We start from the raw sequence: 17300 nt of genomic DNA, 5'->3' as shown, positions 1-17300 counted from the left end.
TCATACCGTGCTAATTCCCAATTTTAATTGACGAATAATGGAGGCTTAGCCTCCATTATTTTTATTTGTAAGTGTGCTGGAGGGCTCCATGGCTGTAGCTGCCAATAAACGTTCTGTGATGACTCTTTTCTCAAGTGCATCAGATTTGTATAGCCATCAGGTTCGCATCGTATTAGCTGAAAAAGGCGTAAGTGTTGAAGTTGAGCTTGTTGATGAAGCTAACCTTCCTGCTGAGCTTGTGGAACTGAACCCATACAAGTCAGTACCAACTCTTGTGGACCGTGAGCTAGCTCTTTACGATTCAAAAATCATCATGGAGTACTTGGACGAGCGTTTCCCTCATCCACCTCTAATGCCTGTTTACCCAGTTGCTCGTGGTAACAGCCGTCTGATGATGTACCGTATTGAACGCAACTGGTACTCACTAGCTGAAAAGGTTGTTAAAGGTAACGCGGAAGAATCAGAAAAAGCACGTACTAAACTACGTAACGATCTTCTGACTCTTGCACCAATCTTTGCAGAATACGAATACTTCATGAGTGAAGAGTTCAGCCTAATCGATTGTTACCTAGCTCCACTATTGTGGCGTCTACCTCAACTAGGTATCGACCTTGTAGGCCCTGGTTCTAAAGAGATCAAAGTTTACATGAACCGTGTATTTGAACGTGATTCATTCCTTGCTTCTCTAACTGAAGCTGAACGTGAAATGCGTCTAGTTCGCTAAGCGATTTAGATAACACGTTATGGATATTGCAAAAATGACTGCTCGCCGTCCGTACATGCTTCGCGCATTCTACGAGTGGCTAGTAGACAATGACTTAACTCCACACTTGGTGGTTGATGCAACCATGCCAGGTGTGCGTGTACCAGTTGAGTTTGTTCAAGATGGTCAAATCATCTTGAACATTGCTCCACGTGCTGTTGGTCAACTTGAGTTGGGTAATGATGCGATTACCTTCCACGCTCGTTTTAGTGGTCGTCCGCATTCGGTTATCGTGCCTGTTTACGCTGTACAAGCGATTTACGCACGTGAGAATGGTGCTGGCACTATGTTTGAACCAGAAGAAGCATACACCCATATTGAAGAGGAAGGGATTGTCGAAGAAGAGCAGTCTCCAACCTTCACCACGGTGAATGAAGAACCTGAAATCGTGGACTCTGAGTCTGAAGAGGAAGAAACACCTCGCCCGAAAGGCAGACCAAGCTTACGAGTTATCAAATAAAAAAAGCAGCGTCGATACGCTGCTTTTTTCTTATCTAATCAAGCCTTTATCACAGGCCTAGTCACTTATCCCAGCTCGCTTTTTCTGTTTCTTCTGGGACTGTGTTTGCTGCTTCTGGCTCTTCAACTTCTAGAGGTTTTTTATCACCATATTGGAAGCCTTTGATTACTTGTTTTACGCCTGAGATATTGCGTGTAACCTCTGTTGCTCTCTCACTTTGTTCTGGCGTTACATAACCAAATAAGAATACATCACTGTCTTCAGTGATGACTTTCACTTTCACGCCATTAAGCTCACTGTCGGTAAGCAGTGCTGATTTCACTTTAGTCGTGATCCAGCTGTCGTTACTGATTTGTGTCACGCTCAAAGGCTCTTTTTGCTTAATTTGGTTATGGATGTTCTTCACACCATTTACTTCACGAGCTTTGCTTTCAAACTCGTTGATGAGGTCTTGAGTTGGGGCTTGGCCCATTAATACGACAGTACCGTTGTATGAGCTTGCAACTACGCGTGCTTTGCCTTTGAAAGGGGCTTTATTGCCAATTGCAGCGACTTCGAATTCGATGTTGTTGTCTTGCCAAATTTCTTTGGTCGTGCGCGTATCTGTAACGAGATTGGCAGTGGTTGCTGCCCCTGCAATAAACAAACCTGCACAGCCGCTCATGCTCAGCGCTGCACACAAAATGACAAGACTACGTATCATAATTCTAAACTCTCAATTCGGTTATTCTTCGTGAGCTGGGAAAAGTACTTGGTCGATTAGATCACACAGACAATGAAGTGTCACCATGTGTACTTCATGAATGCGCGCTGTACGATGTGATGGGATGCGGATTTCAACATCATTCTCACCAAGCAGGCCAGCCATTTCACCACCGTCTTTACCCGTTAGGGCGATGATGGTCATATCGCGTGTTACAGCTGCTTCCATCGCTTTAAGTACGTTTTTGCTGTTACCACTGGTCGAAATGGCTAATAAAATGTCGCCAGGCTGACCAAAGGCGCGTACTTGCTTAGAGAAGATCTCTTGGTAGTGGTAATCGTTCGCTACAGCAGTCAATGTTGTGTTATCTGCTGTTAAAGCCATTGCTGGAAGGCTAGGGCGCTCAGTTTCGAATCGGTTCAAAAGGCAAGAGACAAACTGTTGCGAGTTCGATGCACTGCCACCGTTGCCACAGCATAGGATTTTGTTGCCATTAAGTAGGCTCGACACCATAGCTTGAGCGGCGTGAGTAATGGCATCTGGCAACGCTTCTGCTGCCGCAATTTGAATTTGAATACTTTCTGTAAAACTGTCTTTAATGCTGTCTAGCATCGTTTATCCTTCAGAGATTGCATTTTGTATCCAGTTGATGTCTCGACCATTGTCGTGAATAGCGACCACATCAAACCGATAATCGATATTGTACGCCGAGCGTTTTTGCTGGCTTAGCCAAATTTGGGCTGTTTTGACTAGTTTACGCATTTTTGCGCGGGTGACCATTTCTGCTGCTGAGCCAAAGCTATCATTCTTACGATATTTGACCTCAACAAAGACGATAGTTTCACCTTGTTGGAAGATTAAATCAATTTCACCGACTTTAGTCAGAAAATTTTGATCTAAAAAGCGCAAACCCTGGCGCTGCAAATATCGCTTCGCCAGGGTTTCGTATTGATTGCCGATTTGTCGCTTACTAAAGAGCCCCACGCTCGGCCCAGTCTAACTCACGTTGTACTACACAGTTGTTGTTGATACTTAATACACCTGTTTGACCATCAACTGAGTAGCCCGGTAGTAACTTCATTTGCGGTAACTCACCAAGCAGTTTGTATGCGTCCATACCTAATGCTTCTAAGCGTTTTTCCATATTGGATTGATCTGGCCATAGCTCATTCATTTGTGTCGCGATGGTTGGATCTGGATTGATTAACATCGGAATGTCGCTGTACGCCACGCCTGATAGATCTTCGTAAGTTGCGCCACCACTGTTACTGCGAGAGTTAGAGAACAACTTAGGTGGTTTTGCATCAGGGTTAATCGCGACTTCGATAAATGGCTTGATCAACGTCAGTTCGGAACTGCGTGCGACAATATATACCGCATCCACATCACGACGACTACGAGGTTGGCTCTCTAAAGAGATGCGCATCAGAGACTGCATTTGTGCGATGCGTTGCTGACTCTCTTGTAAGCCAAATACACCATTAATGTTCTTTTGCAGTTGGCGTTTATCACCAAAGTAACTAGTCGCAACTTTGTTTGAGCTGTATTTGCTCCACTCTTCATTAAACGCTTCAACAACACGCTGACCATAAGCTCCGTTTGGCGCTAAGATCATTGGGAATTGGTAGCCTTGGCTGAATAGGTACTTGGCTGCCTGTGCAACTTCTTGCTCTGGAGAAAGTGCTAGGTAACACATGTCTGTGCCAGCTTGCACTTCTTCCGGAATGTTAAGTGCCAATGTTGGAATTTTCACGCCTGTTTCGGAACCGTCTAATGTCGCTTGTAGCTTCTCTACGTTTTCTTTTTGTAGAGGACCAACGACAAAATCGATGTTCTCATTGATTAAGCGCTGTTTGATTTGATCGGCGCTGTAAGCGTGTGTATCAATCACCGTCAGCGTCGCACTTGGATCTCGTGCTTGGTCGTTCATCATCGCAAAGATGAAACCATCGCGGATCAGTTGTGCTTGCGGAGCAAATTTACCCGTTAGCGGTAACAGAAGCGCTGTGTTGTTTGGTTTCACAATCTCTAACGAGAGGATGTTTTGAATTTCTGCAGGAGTATAAACCGCTGCTGGATGTGAAGGGTTTTCACTTAACCAGTGCTCAAGCGTGTTTTTAAGCTGAGGAATATTGCTCGATAACGTTTTTGCATAGATCGCTAATTGTAGCCAACCATCTAGTACGTCTTCGCTTGGTTCAGTTTGCAATGCCGTCAGTTCATTTTCAGAGTAACTGCCGAAGTTCATCCAAATACGGCTAGAGATCTCACGTTGCTCTGCTGATGACGCGTATTGACCTTCGGCTACCAATTGGCGGTTTGCTTCAAACGGTTGGTTTAAGCTTTGGTAAGCGTCCGCGCGCAACTCGTAGTAGTCTTTCCACTGTTCGCTTGGCAGTTTCCACCAAGGTTTAAAGTTCAGCCCTTGCAGCAATTGTGAGTATTTACCTTGCTTTTGCTGTAAGGTCGCACGAGCCAATTGCCACTCAGCCTGTTGAACTTCGCTCAGTTGCTGACGAGAAAGACGTTTGATTAACAGCTCAGCTTGGTCTAACTCATTTGCTTGGATTGCCGCTTTGGTTGCCATGATCAACCAGTCGTTTTGTAGGCTACCTTCGGTGCTATCAGCTTGAATCATGTAGTTCTGAACAGACTGTGTCGGCTCAAGTGTAATATCTACGCTATCTGGTTGTCGCGGACCTGAAGAACAGGCGGCGAGCGTAATTGCCAGTGCAACAGGAGTGAGTAAGCGTGGTACACTGAGTCTCTTATGGTTCATCATTGCCGTGAGTTCTCTATAATTTTGTACAAAATTGTCTCTATATTAATCGTTGAAGTGATGGTAAACAAATGACAGATAAAAATAAGTTGCCGAATGAGGGGCCAACTCTATACATCGTACCGACTCCAATCGGAAATTTAGCGGATATCACTCAACGTGCTATCGAAGTTCTGTCGAATGTGGACATCATTGCCGCTGAGGATACTCGACATACAGGCAAATTACTGTCTCACTTCAATATCCAAACCAAAACTTTTGCGCTGCATGATCACAACGAGCAACAAAAAGCACAAGTTCTAGTTGAAAAGCTACTGTCAGGTCAGTCTATCGCATTGGTTTCTGACGCTGGTACGCCGCTAATAAGCGATCCAGGATACCATTTGGTGACAAAATGTCGTCAAGCGGGCGTAAGAGTTGTGCCTCTTCCTGGTGCGTGTGCGGTCATCACTGCGTTAAGTGCTTCAGGTCTACCATCTGACCGATTCAGTTTCGAAGGCTTCTTACCACCGAAAAGTAAAGGTCGTAAAGACAAGTTCTTGGAGATTGCTTCTGTTGAACGTACTTGTATCTTCTACGAATCTCCGCATCGTATTTTAGACTCTCTACAAGATATGTTAGACGTTCTTGGTACAGAACGTGAAGTGGTATTGGCTCGTGAACTAACCAAAACCTTTGAAACTATTCAAGGAATGCCTCTTGGTGAGTTGATTGAGTGGGTGAAGAGTGACGATAACCAACAACGTGGCGAGATGGTATTACTGATTCATGGTCACCGAGATTCAACGGAAGAGAGCCTACCTGATGAAGCGACGCGTACATTGGGCATCTTGACTAAAGAGTTACCATTGAAGAAAGCCGCTGCGCTTGCCGCTGAAATCTACAGTTTGAAGAAGAATGCTTTATACAAGTGGGGCTTGGAGAATTTGGGGTAAAAGCTTCTAGAACGAACGCCGGCACTTTGGAAACGCTTCGCTTCTGGAGGTGAGACTCGAGAATATAGCGGTCTCAATCCTGCGCTCAGCTATCAATATATCCCAAGACGTTCATTTATCTTAAGGGAATTTCTGTTTGAAAGGAGAACCATCAACTCGGTTCTCCTTTTTATTTTTTAAGCTTACCTACAACGTTCTCTCTTCGGGGTATCGTGCTCCCGGTTCTCTAATCCGGCAATGCAATGTTCCCCAAATTTAAGTATTCTTGTTTGTTTTCTGAGCAATTAACATCCTCATTTCATCATATCTGTGATCTCACTAGACTCAGAAGGGATAACTCTATACAATCCGCCATCGGAGCTGACTGGGTAGTCGCTGCTTTGTTGATGTCCTTCGGGAGACTGACGTCGAAGTCCCTTTGGGAGACTGACGTTGACGTCCTTCGGGAGACTGACAAAGGGGAGGAAAGTCCGGGCTTCATAGAGCAAGGTGCCAGGTAACGCCTGGGGGGCGCAAGCCTACGACAAGTGCAGCAGAGAGAAGACCGCCGATGGCCTTAGGGCACAGGTAAGGGTGAAAGGGTGCGGTAAGAGCGCACCGGACGACTAGTAATAGTTCGTAGCAGGGTAAACTCCACCTGAAGCAAGACCAAATAGGCCTCCACATTGCGTTGCTCGCGTAAGGAGGCGGGTAGGTTGCTCGAGCCAGTGAGTGATTGCTGGCCTAGACGAATGGCTACCGCCGCGCAAGCGGAACAGAACCCGGCTTATGTGTCGGCTCCACCTATTCGAGACCCATCCCTACTTCGGTAGTGATGGGTTTTTTGCATTTTATTGACGCAAACTATGTCATTACCAATAAACTTGGCGCTGAATCACGTCTAACTTTAGACTTGAGGTGGCGATGATGTGGGAAATCAGTACACTAAAGAATCGCTTCAAGATCATTCAACGAGAAAGCTATGACCGAAACATTTCAACATATCTCAGTGTTATTAAATGAATCCATTGATGGCTTGGCTATCAAACCCGATGGTATCTATATCGATGGAACATTTGGCCGTGGCGGTCACAGCAGAACTATCTTGTCGAAGCTCGGGGAGAATGGTCGTCTATACAGTATCGACCGTGATCCACAGGCTATCGCAGAAGCGAGCAAAATCGACGACCCTCGTTTTACCATCATTCATGGTCCATTTTCTGGTATGGCGAAGTACGCAGAAGAATACGGTTTAGTTGGTAAAGTTGACGGTGTCCTGCTTGATCTTGGCGTGTCTTCTCCACAGTTAGATGATGCTGAGCGTGGCTTTAGCTTTATGAAAGATGGTCCACTAGATATGCGTATGGACCCAACATCAGGTATCCCCGTTTCTCAATGGTTGATGGAAGCGGATTTGGATGACATTACTTGGGTCATTCGCGAGTTCGGTGAAGACAAACACGCACGTCGCATAGCGAAAGCGATTGTGGCATACCGCGAAGATGAAGAAAATGAGCCGATGGTTCGTACTGGTCAGCTAGCAAAACTGATCTCAGATGCGGCACCAAAAAGCTTTAAAGAGAAAAAACACCCAGCAACCCGTGCTTTTCAGGCTTTTCGCATTTACATCAACAGTGAATTAGAAGAAATTGATACAGCACTAAAAGGCGCGGCAAGCATTTTGGCTCCTGAAGGACGTTTGTCTGTGATCAGTTTCCACTCATTGGAAGATCGCATGGTGAAACGCTTTATTCGTAAAGAGAGTAAAGGTCCAGAAGTGCCACACGGTATCCCAATGACAGAAGAGCAGATTCGTGCTCTGGGTAGTGCAAACATGAAGCCTGTTGGTAAAGCTATCAAACCAACTAAGCAAGAAATTGACATGAACCCGCGTTCTCGAAGCTCAGTGCTAAGAATTGCAGAAAAGCTTTAATTATTATGACGAAAACCACTCCTAACCTTGCTAAGTTGATAGCGACGGATTTGATTACCGTCGGTCGCTGGTCGTTGTTGTTGATGATTTTGATCTTCGCAACCGCAATGGGAGTGGTGTTTGCAACCCACCATGCGCGTCAAGCGATCACTGAAAAAGATCATACATTGGTTGAGCGGGAGCGATTGGACAGCGAATGGCGCAACCTAATGTTGGAAGAAACAGCTCTCGCAGAACACAGTCGCGTTCAAGACTTGGCAAAGAAGGATCTTGAAATGAAACGACCAGATGGCGATAAAGAAGTGGTTATCACGTTAAAATGATTGGAAAAAAAGCCAAATCTAAACAAGGAAATACGCGCAAGCCTGCTGCGAAAGAAAAAAAAGTAGCTGCGGCAAAACCGCAACCCACCAAAGAACCTAAAGAAGCAGAAGTCGTTGAAGAGCCCGAGTCGTTTTTGATTCGCTGGCGCTTTCAGTTACTGCTGTTTTTTGTCTTCTGTGCCTTTGCTCTTCTCGTTGGGCGAGTGGCCTATATTCAAATTATCGAGCCTGATAACCTGATCAAGCAAGGTGACCTTCGTTCTGTCCGCGTTAAAGCTATTCCTTCGGCGCGCGGTATTATCTCTGATCGTAACGGCGAGCCTCTCGCGGTGAGTGTTCCTGTTGAGGCTGTTTGGGCTGATCCTAAGACCATCTTCAAAGAAGGCGCTTTGCAGCAAACTAAGAGCTGGTACGCACTCGCTGATGTACTTGGTTTGGATCGTCAAGGCCTGATCAACAAAATCAAGAAAAACGAAAAGCGCCGCTTTATCTATCTACAACGCCAAGTTAGCCCAGCGATGGCGAACTACATTCGTGAACTCAAACTACCTGGTGTTGGCTTGAAGTCGGAATCTCGTCGTTATTACCCGGCCGGTGAGGTTAGTGCTCACTTAGTTGGTGTAACTGGCATTGATGGCCACGGCCTAGAAGGCGTGGAACGAAGCTACGACGAATGGTTAACGGGCGCAGCGGGCAAGAAAACCATCCGTAAAGACCGTTATGGGCGCGTGGTAGAAAACATTGCTCTTAAAGAGAAACAAGAAGGTAAACCACTGCAACTGACAATTGATCAGCGCATTCAAGCGGTGGCGTATCGTGCTATCAAGCAGGCTGTAGCCGATCACCGTGCAACATCTGGATCGGTTGTGATTCTTGACGTTAAAACGGGTGCGGTTCTCGCGATGGTGAATGCACCTTCTTACAACCCGAATAACCGCAGTGATTGGCAAAGTTACAAAATGCGTAACCGTGTGATTACTGACTCATTGGAACCTGGCTCAACCATTAAGCCTTTTGTTGTTTTGGCCGCATTAGAAAATGGGGTAGCAGACAAAGATACGATCGTTGATACGGGTAACGGTATTCTTCAACTCGGTGGTAGCCGCGTTCGTGATGCGCCAAAAGTCGGCAAAGCGAGCCTAACTACCATTCTAAAGAAATCGAGTAACATCGGTGTGACCAAGCTGGCGATGCAAATGCCGGTTGAAGCTTTACTTGGATTGTACAGTTCTGTTGGTCTTGGCGAGTTGTCAGGTTTGAACTTGGTTGGTGAAGTGGTGGGTATTTTCCCGAGCCGCTCGCGTTGGTCTCCAATTGAGCGCGCAACCATCTCGTTTGGTTATGGTCTGTCAGTTACGCCAATCCAGTTAGCGCATGCCTATGCGACGTTGGGTAACTTGGGTAAATATGAGCCGATTCATATCATCGAAAGTAACGACAATGATATGGCACGCCAAGTCGTGAGCAAAGAGAATGCTCGTCTCGTCTTAGACATGCTTGAAACGGTAACGCAAAAAGGCGGCTCTGCTCGTCGTGCTGCGGTTCCTGGTTACCGAGTCGGTGCCAAAACAGGTACTGCGCGTAAGGCAAGTGCAGGTGGCTATAGTGATGAGTACATCAACTATACAGCAGGTGTTGCGCCAGTAAGTGACCCACGTTTAGCGCTTGTGGTTGTGGTTAATGAACCACAAGGTGACGACTACTACGGTGGTTCGGTAGCCTCGCCGGTTTTCTCTGAAATCATGAAAGGCGCACTGCAAATTCTGAACGTTGCCCCTGACGAAAATAAATTCCAACAGTAGGCTTATTAGCGTACTGAGAAACAAAATGAAGAAAGCTGAGCTAATGCTCGGAGAATAAATATGACTAAAGCCATCAGTATGGACACGCTGCTTTCCACTTGGGTCGATTGCCCGAGTTTGTCGTCCATTCTTGTTTCTGAATTGGAACTCGACAGTCGACGAGTTCAATCTGGAACAACCTTTGTAGCTATCATTGGCCATGTTGTGGATGGGCGTAAATTTATCCCAACCGCAATTCAGCAAGGTGCGAATGCGGTGATTGCTCAAGCTTGTGAGCAAAAAGCGCATGGCACGATTGAGATTGTTGATGATGTTCCAGTGATTTACCTTGATGCGCTGGATAAGTGCCTATCTGAAATTGCAGGTCATTTGTATACCTACCCAACGATGGATTTGATTGGTGTCACTGGCACCAACGGCAAAACCACCATCACTCAGCTGATTGCTCAATGGATTGATTTGGTCGGTTCAAAAGCGGCGGTAATGGGAACCACGGGAAATGGCTTTCTCGACAACCTACAAGAAGCTGCGAATACTACGGGCAACGCCGTTGAAATCCAAAAAACACTGTCTTCGCTCGCTGAACAAAAAGCACAATACACGGCGCTTGAAGTTTCTTCCCACGGTTTAATTCAAGGTCGCGTTAAAGCGCTGTCTTTTGCCGCAGGCGTGTTCACTAACCTGAGCCGTGATCATCTTGATTACCATGGCACGATGGAAGAGTATGCCAATGCCAAGCTGACGTTGTTTACCGCCCATCAATGCGAGCATGCGATCATCAATGTCGATGACATGGTGGGAGCGTCGTGGGCAAAACAACTGACTAACGCGCTTGCTGTATCTCTCAAGCCAAACAATGAATTTTCTCAAAGCGTATATGCAAACCACATCGCTTATGCTGAATCTGGTATCACGATTGAGTTTGATGGCAAATTCGGTGAAGGTACTTTGCATGCACCACTTATCGGTGAGTTCAATGCAGCGAACCTGATGTTGGCATTCACAACGTTACTTAGTCTCGGTTTCAGCAAGCAAGATTTACTGGTAACGGCAGGCCAATTGCAGCCCGTTCTTGGCCGCATGGAACTGTTCCAAGCTGACGACAATGCCAAAGTAGTGGTGGATTACGCTCACACGCCTGACGCACTAGAAAAAGCCCTGCAAGCATTGCGTGTGCATTGCCAAGGTGAGCTTTGGGCTATCTTCGGCTGTGGTGGTGACCGTGATGCTGGTAAGCGCCCAATGATGGCGGAAATTGCCGAGCGTTTGGGTGACAAAGTGGTACTTACCGATGACAACCCTCGTAGCGAAGATCCAGCGCTGATCATGAAAGACATGTTGGCAGGTTTAACGAAACCAGCTGAGGCGATTGTGCAACATGACCGTTTTAAAGCGCTGTCTTACGCACTTGAGCATGCTTCTTCGCAAGACATTATCCTTCTGGCCGGTAAAGGTCATGAGGACTACCAAATTCTAAATTCTGGAACCATCCATTACTCTGACCGCGAGTCAGCCATGACACTATTGGGGCTTTCATCATGATCACAGTAACGCTTTCTCAAATTGCCGACATCACTGGCGGTGAACTGGTTGGCAACGACCTCTCCATTGAATCTGTTTCGACCGACACTCGAGCTATCGAACAAGGTGCTTTGTTTGTTGCTTTGGTTGGAGAGCGTTTTGATGCTCACGATTTCTGCCAACAAGCGGTTGAATCGGGCGCGGGTGCTTTATTGGTACAAAAAACGCTTAATGTGAATGTGCCTCAAGTCGTTGTTGCCGATAGTAAGGTAGCATTAGGTCAAGTGGCAGCTTGGATTCACCAAGCATGCCAAACGCCGACGGTCGCGATCACAGGTAGCTGCGGTAAAACCACCGTGAAAGAGATGGTTGCCAGTATTTTGCAGCTAAAAGGCAAAGTGCTATTTACTGCAGGTAACTTCAACAATGACATTGGCGTGCCACTGACGTTGCTGTGCTCTCAACAAGACGATGACTACGCAGTGATTGAGCTGGGTGCGAACCATATTGGTGAAATTGAATACACGACTCAACTGGTTAAGCCTGACATCGCGATGGTAAACAACGTGGCGGCAGCGCACCTAGAAGGGTTTGGTTCTATTGATGGCGTTAAACAAGCTAAAGGTGAAATCTACCAAGGGCTAGCTGCTGGTGGCATTGCGATTGTTAACTTAGACAGCAATGGTGAAGCCAAGTGGGACCGAGTGTTAGCAGATAAGAAAGTCATTACTTTTTCACAAAATAATACTGGCGCAGATTTCTACGCTTCTAACATCGTGTTGAACGCTGCAGGCGAAGCAAGCTTTGACCTACATATCGCAGCAACTTCACAAGAAATTGAACTGTCTCTGGGTATTATTGGTCAACACAACGTGGCGAATGCGATTGCTGCTTCTATCATCGCGTTGCAATTTGGCGCAACCTTGGAAGAGGTTCGAACAGGTCTGAAGCACTTAAACAAGGTCAAGGGCCGTGTTGAAGTGGAAGAGCTTAGCGATAAAGTCAAATTGATTGATGATAGCTACAACGCGAGCGTTCCCGCAATGAAAGCGGCGGTAGATCTATTGTCGGCTTTTCAGGGACAACGTTGGTTGATTTTAGGCAATATGGCGGAGTTGGGTGAGGAAAGTCTTGCACTTCATCGTCAAGTCGGGGAACATGCTGCCCCACAAAAATTTGAACATGTTCTCACGTATGGTGCAGATGCGAAGGTCATTAGCGAGCTTTGCGATGGCATCCATTTCGAAACACATCAAGAGATGATTGACTACATCAAGCAGCATCTAGACCAAGCGGGTCCTGAACACCACACAATGCTGGTGAAAGGCGCGAACGGTGCACGTATGTTTGAAGTCGCTGCTGCTTTGAAGGAGTATTATTAATGATTATTTGGCTTGCCGAGCTGCTACAGCCATACCTATCTTTTTTCCGATTGTTTGAATACCTGTCTTTTCGAGCAATCCTCAGCGTACTTACCGCTCTAGGTCTCTCTCTATGGATGGGACCTATCATGATCAAGCGTCTACAGATGCTCCAAATTGGTCAGGTTGTTCGTAACGAAGGTCCAGAATCCCACTTTAGCAAACGTGGTACCCCAACAATGGGCGGTATCATGATTTTGGCTGCTATCTCTATCACTATTCTTTTATGGACTGACCTATCGAACCCATACGTATGGGCGGTACTGACGGTTCTGCTTGGCTATGGTGCAATCGGCTTTGTCGATGATTATCGTAAGGTCGTGCGTAAGAACACTGACGGTCTGATTGCTCGTTGGAAGTATTTTTGGCAATCATTAATTGCGTTTGTAGTGGCGTTTGCGTTGTACGCTTACGGCAAAGACACTGCAGCAACTCAACTTGTCGTGCCGTTCTTTAAAGACATCATGCCGCAACTTGGTTTGATGTACATTATCCTGACTTACTTTGTAATCGTGGGTACCAGTAACGCGGTAAACCTAACCGATGGTCTAGATGGTTTGGCTATCATGCCAACGGTTCTCGTTGCGGCTGGCTTTGCGGTGATTGCATGGGCGACGGGTAACGTTAACTTCTCTGAATACCTTCACATTCCTTACCTACCGCACGCTTCTGAATTGGTTGTGGTATGTACGGCAATTGTTGGTGCAGGTCTTGGTTTCTTGTGGTTTAACACTTACCCAGCACAAGTTTTCATGGGCGATGTGGGCTCACTAGCACTTGGCGGTGCGCTTGGCACAATCGCAGTATTGGTTCGTCAAGAGCTAGTACTCGTGATCATGGGCGGTGTATTTGTAATGGAGACACTATCGGTAATTCTACAGGTAGGTTCTTACAAACTGCGCGGTCAGCGTATTTTCCGCATGGCTCCGATTCACCACCACTACGAATTAAAAGGTTGGCCAGAGCCTCGCGTAATCGTGCGCTTCTGGATTATTTCTATGGTTCTTGTTCTGATTGGTCTAGCGACACTGAAAGTGCGTTAATCGCACTTTCCAAGAACAAGACAAATTGCGTGATCAAATATGGAACGTTGGCAAAACATACATAAGGTCGTCGTTGTAGGGCTCGGTATTACCGGGCTCTCTGTCGTTAAACACCTTGCAAAAAATCAGCCGCAACTGGCGGTTAAAGTCATCGATACACGTGCGAATCCACCGGGTGCGGAGCGTTTACCTGAGCAGGTAGAGTTGCACAGCGGCAGTTGGAATACACAGTGGTTGGCAGATGCTGACCTAGTGGTGACTAACCCTGGCATCGCACTGGCAACGCCAGAGATTCAAACCATTATTGCTAAAGGTACACCCGTCGTTGGTGATATCGAACTTTTCGCGTGGGCCGTCGATAAGCCAGTTATTGCGATTACCGGATCTAATGGTAAAAGCACAGTAACAGACCTAACCGGCGTGCTAGCAAAAGCTGCTGGGTTAACGGTCGGTGTTGGTGGCAACATCGGGGTTCCTGCTCTCGATTTGCTAGAGCAAGACGCAGATTTGTATGTACTTGAACTGTCTAGCTTCCAACTAGAAACCACATCAAGCTTGAAGCTTAAAGCCGCGGCGTTTCTAAACCTTTCGGAAGACCACATGGACCGTTATGAGGGTATGGCGGACTACCGACAAGCTAAGCTGCGCATTTTTGATAATGCAGAACTGGCAGTGGTTAATCGTGATGATCGAGAAACCTTCCCTGAGACTGAAACACCGTTGGTGACGTTTGGTAGTGATGAACAAGCATACGGCCTTGAAGTTGACGGTAACCGTACTTGGCTGCTTGATCATGGCCAGCGTGTGATTGCCAGTGATGAATTGAAGTTGGTTGGTAAGCACAACCTTGCTAACGCACTTGTGGTGCTTGCTTTGCTTAAAGCGGCGGGTGTGGATTATCACAAATCATTGAATGCACTGAAAACTTACACGGGTTTGACACATCGATGCCAAGTGGTTGCGGATAATCGTGGCGTAAAATGGGTGAATGACTCAAAAGCAACCAATATTGCGAGCACTATGGCTGCACTCTCTGGCCTTGAATCAACGGGTAAACTTTACTTACTCGTTGGTGGTGTCGGAAAAGGTGCGGACTTCACTCCATTAAAACCGATCTTTGCAACGCTGAACCTACAATTGTGCTGCTTCGGTGCAGATGGCGATGAATTTATGCCACTGCATGAATCAGCAACTCGTTTCGACACCATGGAAGATGTGATTCAACAGATATCTTCGCAGTTAAAAACGGGCGATATGGTGATGCTGTCTCCGGCATGTGCTAGCTTTGATCAATTCGACAACTTTATGGCAAGAGGTGACGCATTTGCAGCTCTTGCTGAGAAATACGCATAATTAAAGGTCACACACTTCGTGGGTTTAGGTAACGTTAAACGCAGCATTGGCACTTGGCTTAAGCATCCTGCACCAGAGGCGCTCTTTGATCGTCAACTTGTCTGGATTGCGCTGGGTTTGATGTTAACTGGCTTGGTGATGGTGACATCAGCATCATTTCCTATCAGCTCACGTTTGACGGATCAGCCATTTCACTTCATGTTCCGTCATGCCACGTTTCTAGTTCTCGCGATTGGTGTTTCCTCGGTTATTCTCCAAGTGCCTTTGGAGGAGTGGTTTAAGAAAAGTCACTACCTTCTATGGATAGCCTTTGGATTGCTCATCATCGTATTGGTGGCAGGTAAATCGGTAAACGGAGCATCCCGCTGGATACCGCTTGGCCTTTTCAACTTGCAGCCTGCCGAGGTGGCGAAGCTCTCCTTGTTTGTCTTTATGTCCGGTTATCTGGTGCGTAAGCAAGATGAAGTGCGTCAAACCTTCTTCGGCGGTTTCATGAAGCCGATTATGGTGTTCGCCTTCTTCGCCGTGTTGCTTCTAGGGCAGCCCGATTTAGGTACCGTAGTCGTAATGTTGGTGACCTTGTTCGGTATGCTATTCATTGCCGGCGCTAAACTGACGCAATTCTTAGCTCTGATGATTGCCGGTATCGGTGCCGTAGTTGGCCTCATTTTGGTCGAGCCATATCGTATTCGCCGTGTGACGTCATTCTTAGACCCTTGGGAAGACCCATTCGGCAGCGGTTATCAGCTCACTCAGTCACTCATGGCGTTTGGTCGTGGTGAATGGTTTGGTCAAGGTCTCGGTAACTCAATTCAAAAACTCGAATATCTACCAGAAGCACACACTGACTTCGTATTTGCGGTGCTAGCAGAAGAGCTTGGCTTTGTAGGCGTAGTATTGGTGTTGATGCTGATCTTCAGCTTGGTACTTAAAGCCGTTTACATCGGCAAGCGCGCTTTTGATGAGGGCGAAATGTTTGGTGGTTACCTCGCATTTGGTATCGGTATTTGGTTTGCTTTTCAGACTTTGGTTAACGTCGGCGCAGCTGCCGGTATCGTTCCGACCAAAGGTCTTACTCTACCGCTGATCAGTTACGGTGGTTCGAGTCTTATTATCATGTCCGTGGCAGTATCTATCTTGCTGCGAATCGATCACGAGTGCCGCTTAAAGTGCGGTCAGAAAGAATCAGAACAACAAATCGATGAAGAAAAATAAACGTTTGATGGTGATGGCTGGTGGTACTGGCGGTCACGTGTTCCCAGGTCTTGCGGTAGCGAAGCAGTTACAAGAGCAAGGTTGGGAGATTCGCTGGTTAGGCACCGCGGATAGAATGGAAGCGGATTTAGTGCCAAAACACGGCATTGAAATCGACTTTATCAAAGTAAAAGGTCTACGAGGTCAAGGCGTTAAGCGTCTTCTTGCGGCACCATTTCAAATTATCAATGCCATCATGCAGGCTCGTGCGCACATGAAACGCTGGCAGCCAGACGCAGTGCTTGGCATGGGCGGTTATGTGAGTGGCCCTGGTGGTATTGCCGCTTGGATGAGTGGCATTCCTGTTGTTCTGCATGAGCAAAATGCAGTAGCAGGTTTAACGAACCAATGGTTATCAAAAATCGCTAAGAAGGTTTTTCAGGCTTTCCCGGGCGCTTTTCCAAATGCTGAAGTGGTTGGTAACCCAGTTCGTGAAGACGTGACTCAATTAACTGCGCCAATCGAGCGCATGCAAGAACGCCAAGGTCCAATTCGCATTTTGGTGATGGGTGGCAGCCAAGGCGCACGTATTCTTAACCAAACTCTGCCAGAAGTGATGGCGAAATTGGGCAAAGATTACTGTATTCGTCATCAAGCGGGCAAAGGCTCCGCCGAAGAGGTGAACGCAGCATACCAAGCTAATGGTGTGGTAAATGCAGAAGTAACGGAGTTCATTGATGACGTTGCAGAAGCTTACGCATGGGCTGACCTTTTAGTTTGTCGCTCTGGAGCGTTAACCGTTTCTGAAGTATCAGCGGCAGGTGTAGGCGCTATTTTTGTTCCGTTTATGCATAAAGACCGCCAGCAGGCACTGAATGCTGACCACTTGGTGGATTGCGGCGCGGCGAAAATGATTGAACAACCAGATTTAACCGTTGAGTCACTGACTCAGCAGATCCAACAATTGGATCGACAAGCTTTACTTACAATGGCAGAGCAAGCGCGTGGCGCTGCAAAATTGAATGCTGACCGAGTTGTCGCACAAGCCATTGTCGCTTTGACCGAAAAGCGTTAACGAATTATTGAGAATA

At 46.8% G+C, this 17300-nt stretch carries 16 protein-coding genes and 1 other RNA gene; 13 read left to right on the top strand and 4 right to left on the bottom strand.

Going from position 1 to position 17300, the window contains the following annotated elements; genetic code table 11:
• The first annotated feature begins 88 nt into the window (after nucleotides 1–88).
• Together sspA and sspB are read left to right on the top strand one after the other, a co-directional pair.
• Nucleotides 89–724, top strand: a complete 636-nt coding sequence (sspA, locus tag KJB05_RS15825) for a stringent starvation protein SspA (protein ID WP_005436105.1) — start codon at nucleotides 89–91, stop codon at nucleotides 722–724.
• 19 nt (nucleotides 725–743) lie between these two features.
• Nucleotides 744–1223: a ClpXP protease specificity-enhancing factor gene (gene sspB / locus KJB05_RS15820; protein WP_039842398.1), complete on the top strand. Its 480-nt coding sequence runs from the start codon at nucleotides 744–746 to the stop codon at nucleotides 1221–1223.
• A gap of 61 nt (nucleotides 1224–1284) precedes the next feature.
• On the opposite strand, the gene KJB05_RS15815 is transcribed toward sspB, so the two are convergent.
• Genes KJB05_RS15815 through KJB05_RS15800 form a run of 4 tightly spaced genes read right to left on the bottom strand, consistent with a single transcriptional unit; the run spans nucleotide 1285 to nucleotide 4708 of the window.
• A complete protein-coding gene (locus tag KJB05_RS15815; RefSeq protein ID WP_208444609.1) occupies nucleotides 1285–1926 on the bottom strand; it encodes a BON domain-containing protein in 642 nt (213 codons plus the stop codon).
• Between the two features lie 21 nt (nucleotides 1927–1947).
• Nucleotides 1948–2538, bottom strand: a complete 591-nt coding sequence (locus tag KJB05_RS15810; protein WP_005436112.1) for a phosphoheptose isomerase — start codon at nucleotides 2536–2538, stop codon at nucleotides 1948–1950.
• 3 nt (nucleotides 2539–2541) lie between these two features.
• A complete protein-coding gene (locus KJB05_RS15805) occupies nucleotides 2542–2910 on the bottom strand; it encodes a YraN family protein (RefSeq protein ID WP_208444610.1) in 369 nt (122 codons plus the stop codon).
• Nucleotides 2897–4708 carry a penicillin-binding protein activator gene (locus KJB05_RS15800; protein ID WP_009697603.1) on the bottom strand — a complete coding sequence of 604 codons (1812 nt, stop codon included), beginning with the start codon at nucleotides 4706–4708 and terminating at the stop codon, nucleotides 2897–2899. The genes KJB05_RS15805 and KJB05_RS15800 overlap by 14 nt, the downstream gene beginning before the upstream one ends.
• Nucleotides 4709–4776: 68 nt before the next feature.
• Between KJB05_RS15800 and rsmI the strand changes: the two genes are divergently transcribed.
• From rsmI to murG, 11 genes are all read left to right on the top strand, one after another.
• Nucleotides 4777–5640 (top strand): 16S rRNA (cytidine(1402)-2'-O)-methyltransferase, encoded by an 864-nt coding sequence (gene rsmI, locus KJB05_RS15795; RefSeq protein WP_208444611.1) that lies wholly within the window; start codon nucleotides 4777–4779, stop codon nucleotides 5638–5640.
• A gap of 356 nt (nucleotides 5641–5996) precedes the next feature.
• Nucleotides 5997–6425, top strand: an RNA gene (gene rnpB / locus KJB05_RS15790) — RNase P RNA component class A.
• 176 nt (nucleotides 6426–6601) lie between these two features.
• Nucleotides 6602–7552 carry a 16S rRNA (cytosine(1402)-N(4))-methyltransferase RsmH gene (gene rsmH / locus KJB05_RS15785; protein ID WP_005447784.1) on the top strand — a complete coding sequence of 317 codons (951 nt, stop codon included), beginning with the start codon at nucleotides 6602–6604 and terminating at the stop codon, nucleotides 7550–7552.
• 5 nt (nucleotides 7553–7557) lie between these two features.
• Complete coding sequence (ftsL, locus tag KJB05_RS15780) at nucleotides 7558–7875, top strand: cell division protein FtsL (RefSeq protein ID WP_005428577.1); 318 nt, start codon at nucleotides 7558–7560, stop codon at nucleotides 7873–7875.
• Nucleotides 7872–9677, top strand: coding sequence for a penicillin-binding transpeptidase domain-containing protein (locus KJB05_RS15775; protein WP_208444612.1), 1806 nt, complete (start codon nucleotides 7872–7874; stop codon nucleotides 9675–9677). Before ftsL ends, KJB05_RS15775 begins: the two co-directional genes overlap by 4 nt.
• 60 nt (nucleotides 9678–9737) lie before the next feature.
• Nucleotides 9738–11219 (top strand): UDP-N-acetylmuramoyl-L-alanyl-D-glutamate--2,6-diaminopimelate ligase, encoded by a 1482-nt coding sequence (gene murE, locus KJB05_RS15770; protein ID WP_208444613.1) that lies wholly within the window; start codon nucleotides 9738–9740, stop codon nucleotides 11217–11219.
• On the top strand, nucleotides 11216–12580 hold the full coding sequence (gene murF, locus KJB05_RS15765) for a UDP-N-acetylmuramoyl-tripeptide--D-alanyl-D-alanine ligase (protein ID WP_208444614.1): 1365 nt from the start codon (nucleotides 11216–11218) through the stop codon (nucleotides 12578–12580). The genes murE and murF overlap by 4 nt, the downstream gene beginning before the upstream one ends.
• Complete coding sequence (gene mraY / locus KJB05_RS15760) at nucleotides 12580–13662, top strand: phospho-N-acetylmuramoyl-pentapeptide-transferase (RefSeq protein WP_005428568.1); 1083 nt, start codon at nucleotides 12580–12582, stop codon at nucleotides 13660–13662. The genes murF and mraY overlap by 1 nt, the downstream gene beginning before the upstream one ends.
• A 39-nt stretch (nucleotides 13663–13701) precedes the next feature.
• The gene (gene murD, locus KJB05_RS15755) at nucleotides 13702–15015 is read left to right on the top strand and encodes a UDP-N-acetylmuramoyl-L-alanine--D-glutamate ligase (protein WP_078607848.1); all 1314 of its coding nucleotides are present in this window, start codon (nucleotides 13702–13704) and stop codon (nucleotides 15013–15015) included.
• An 18-nt stretch (nucleotides 15016–15033) separates the two neighbouring features.
• The gene (gene ftsW, locus KJB05_RS15750) at nucleotides 15034–16230 is read left to right on the top strand and encodes a cell division protein FtsW (RefSeq protein WP_208444615.1); all 1197 of its coding nucleotides are present in this window, start codon (nucleotides 15034–15036) and stop codon (nucleotides 16228–16230) included.
• Nucleotides 16217–17284, top strand: a complete 1068-nt coding sequence (gene murG, locus KJB05_RS15745) for an undecaprenyldiphospho-muramoylpentapeptide beta-N-acetylglucosaminyltransferase (protein WP_208444616.1) — start codon at nucleotides 16217–16219, stop codon at nucleotides 17282–17284. Before ftsW ends, murG begins: the two co-directional genes overlap by 14 nt.
• Nucleotides 17285–17300 lie beyond the last annotated feature (16 nt).

This window comes from Vibrio sp. B1ASS3, assembly GCF_905175355.1.
GTDB lineage: Bacteria > Pseudomonadota > Gammaproteobacteria > Enterobacterales > Vibrionaceae > Vibrio > Vibrio owensii.
This window is presented reverse-complemented; position numbering and strand designations above follow the sequence as displayed.

Bases quoted from the DNA above. Each gene is read 5' to 3' on its own strand.
- rsmI (WP_208444611.1), top strand. From the start codon at position 4,777: ATGACAGATAAAAATAAGTTGCCGAATGAGGGGCCAACTCTATACATC.
- sspB (WP_039842398.1), top strand. From the start codon at position 744: ATGGATATTGCAAAAATGACTGCTCGCCGTCCGTACATGCTTCGCGCA.
- murE (WP_208444613.1), top strand. From the start codon at position 9,738: ATGACTAAAGCCATCAGTATGGACACGCTGCTTTCCACTTGGGTCGAT.
- KJB05_RS15810 (WP_005436112.1), bottom strand. From the start codon at position 2,538: ATGCTAGACAGCATTAAAGACAGTTTTACAGAAAGTATTCAAATTCAA.
- sspA (WP_005436105.1), top strand. From the start codon at position 89: ATGGCTGTAGCTGCCAATAAACGTTCTGTGATGACTCTTTTCTCAAGT.
- KJB05_RS15800 (WP_009697603.1), bottom strand. From the start codon at position 4,708: ATGATGAACCATAAGAGACTCAGTGTACCACGCTTACTCACTCCTGTT.
- KJB05_RS15815 (WP_208444609.1), bottom strand. From the start codon at position 1,926: ATGATACGTAGTCTTGTCATTTTGTGTGCAGCGCTGAGCATGAGCGGC.
- murD (WP_078607848.1), top strand. From the start codon at position 13,702: ATGGAACGTTGGCAAAACATACATAAGGTCGTCGTTGTAGGGCTCGGT.
- murG (WP_208444616.1), top strand. From the start codon at position 16,217: ATGAAGAAAAATAAACGTTTGATGGTGATGGCTGGTGGTACTGGCGGT.
- KJB05_RS15775 (WP_208444612.1), top strand. From the start codon at position 7,872: ATGATTGGAAAAAAAGCCAAATCTAAACAAGGAAATACGCGCAAGCCT.
- ftsL (WP_005428577.1), top strand. From the start codon at position 7,558: ATGACGAAAACCACTCCTAACCTTGCTAAGTTGATAGCGACGGATTTG.
- rsmH (WP_005447784.1), top strand. From the start codon at position 6,602: ATGACCGAAACATTTCAACATATCTCAGTGTTATTAAATGAATCCATT.
- mraY (WP_005428568.1), top strand. From the start codon at position 12,580: ATGATTATTTGGCTTGCCGAGCTGCTACAGCCATACCTATCTTTTTTC.
- murF (WP_208444614.1), top strand. From the start codon at position 11,216: ATGATCACAGTAACGCTTTCTCAAATTGCCGACATCACTGGCGGTGAA.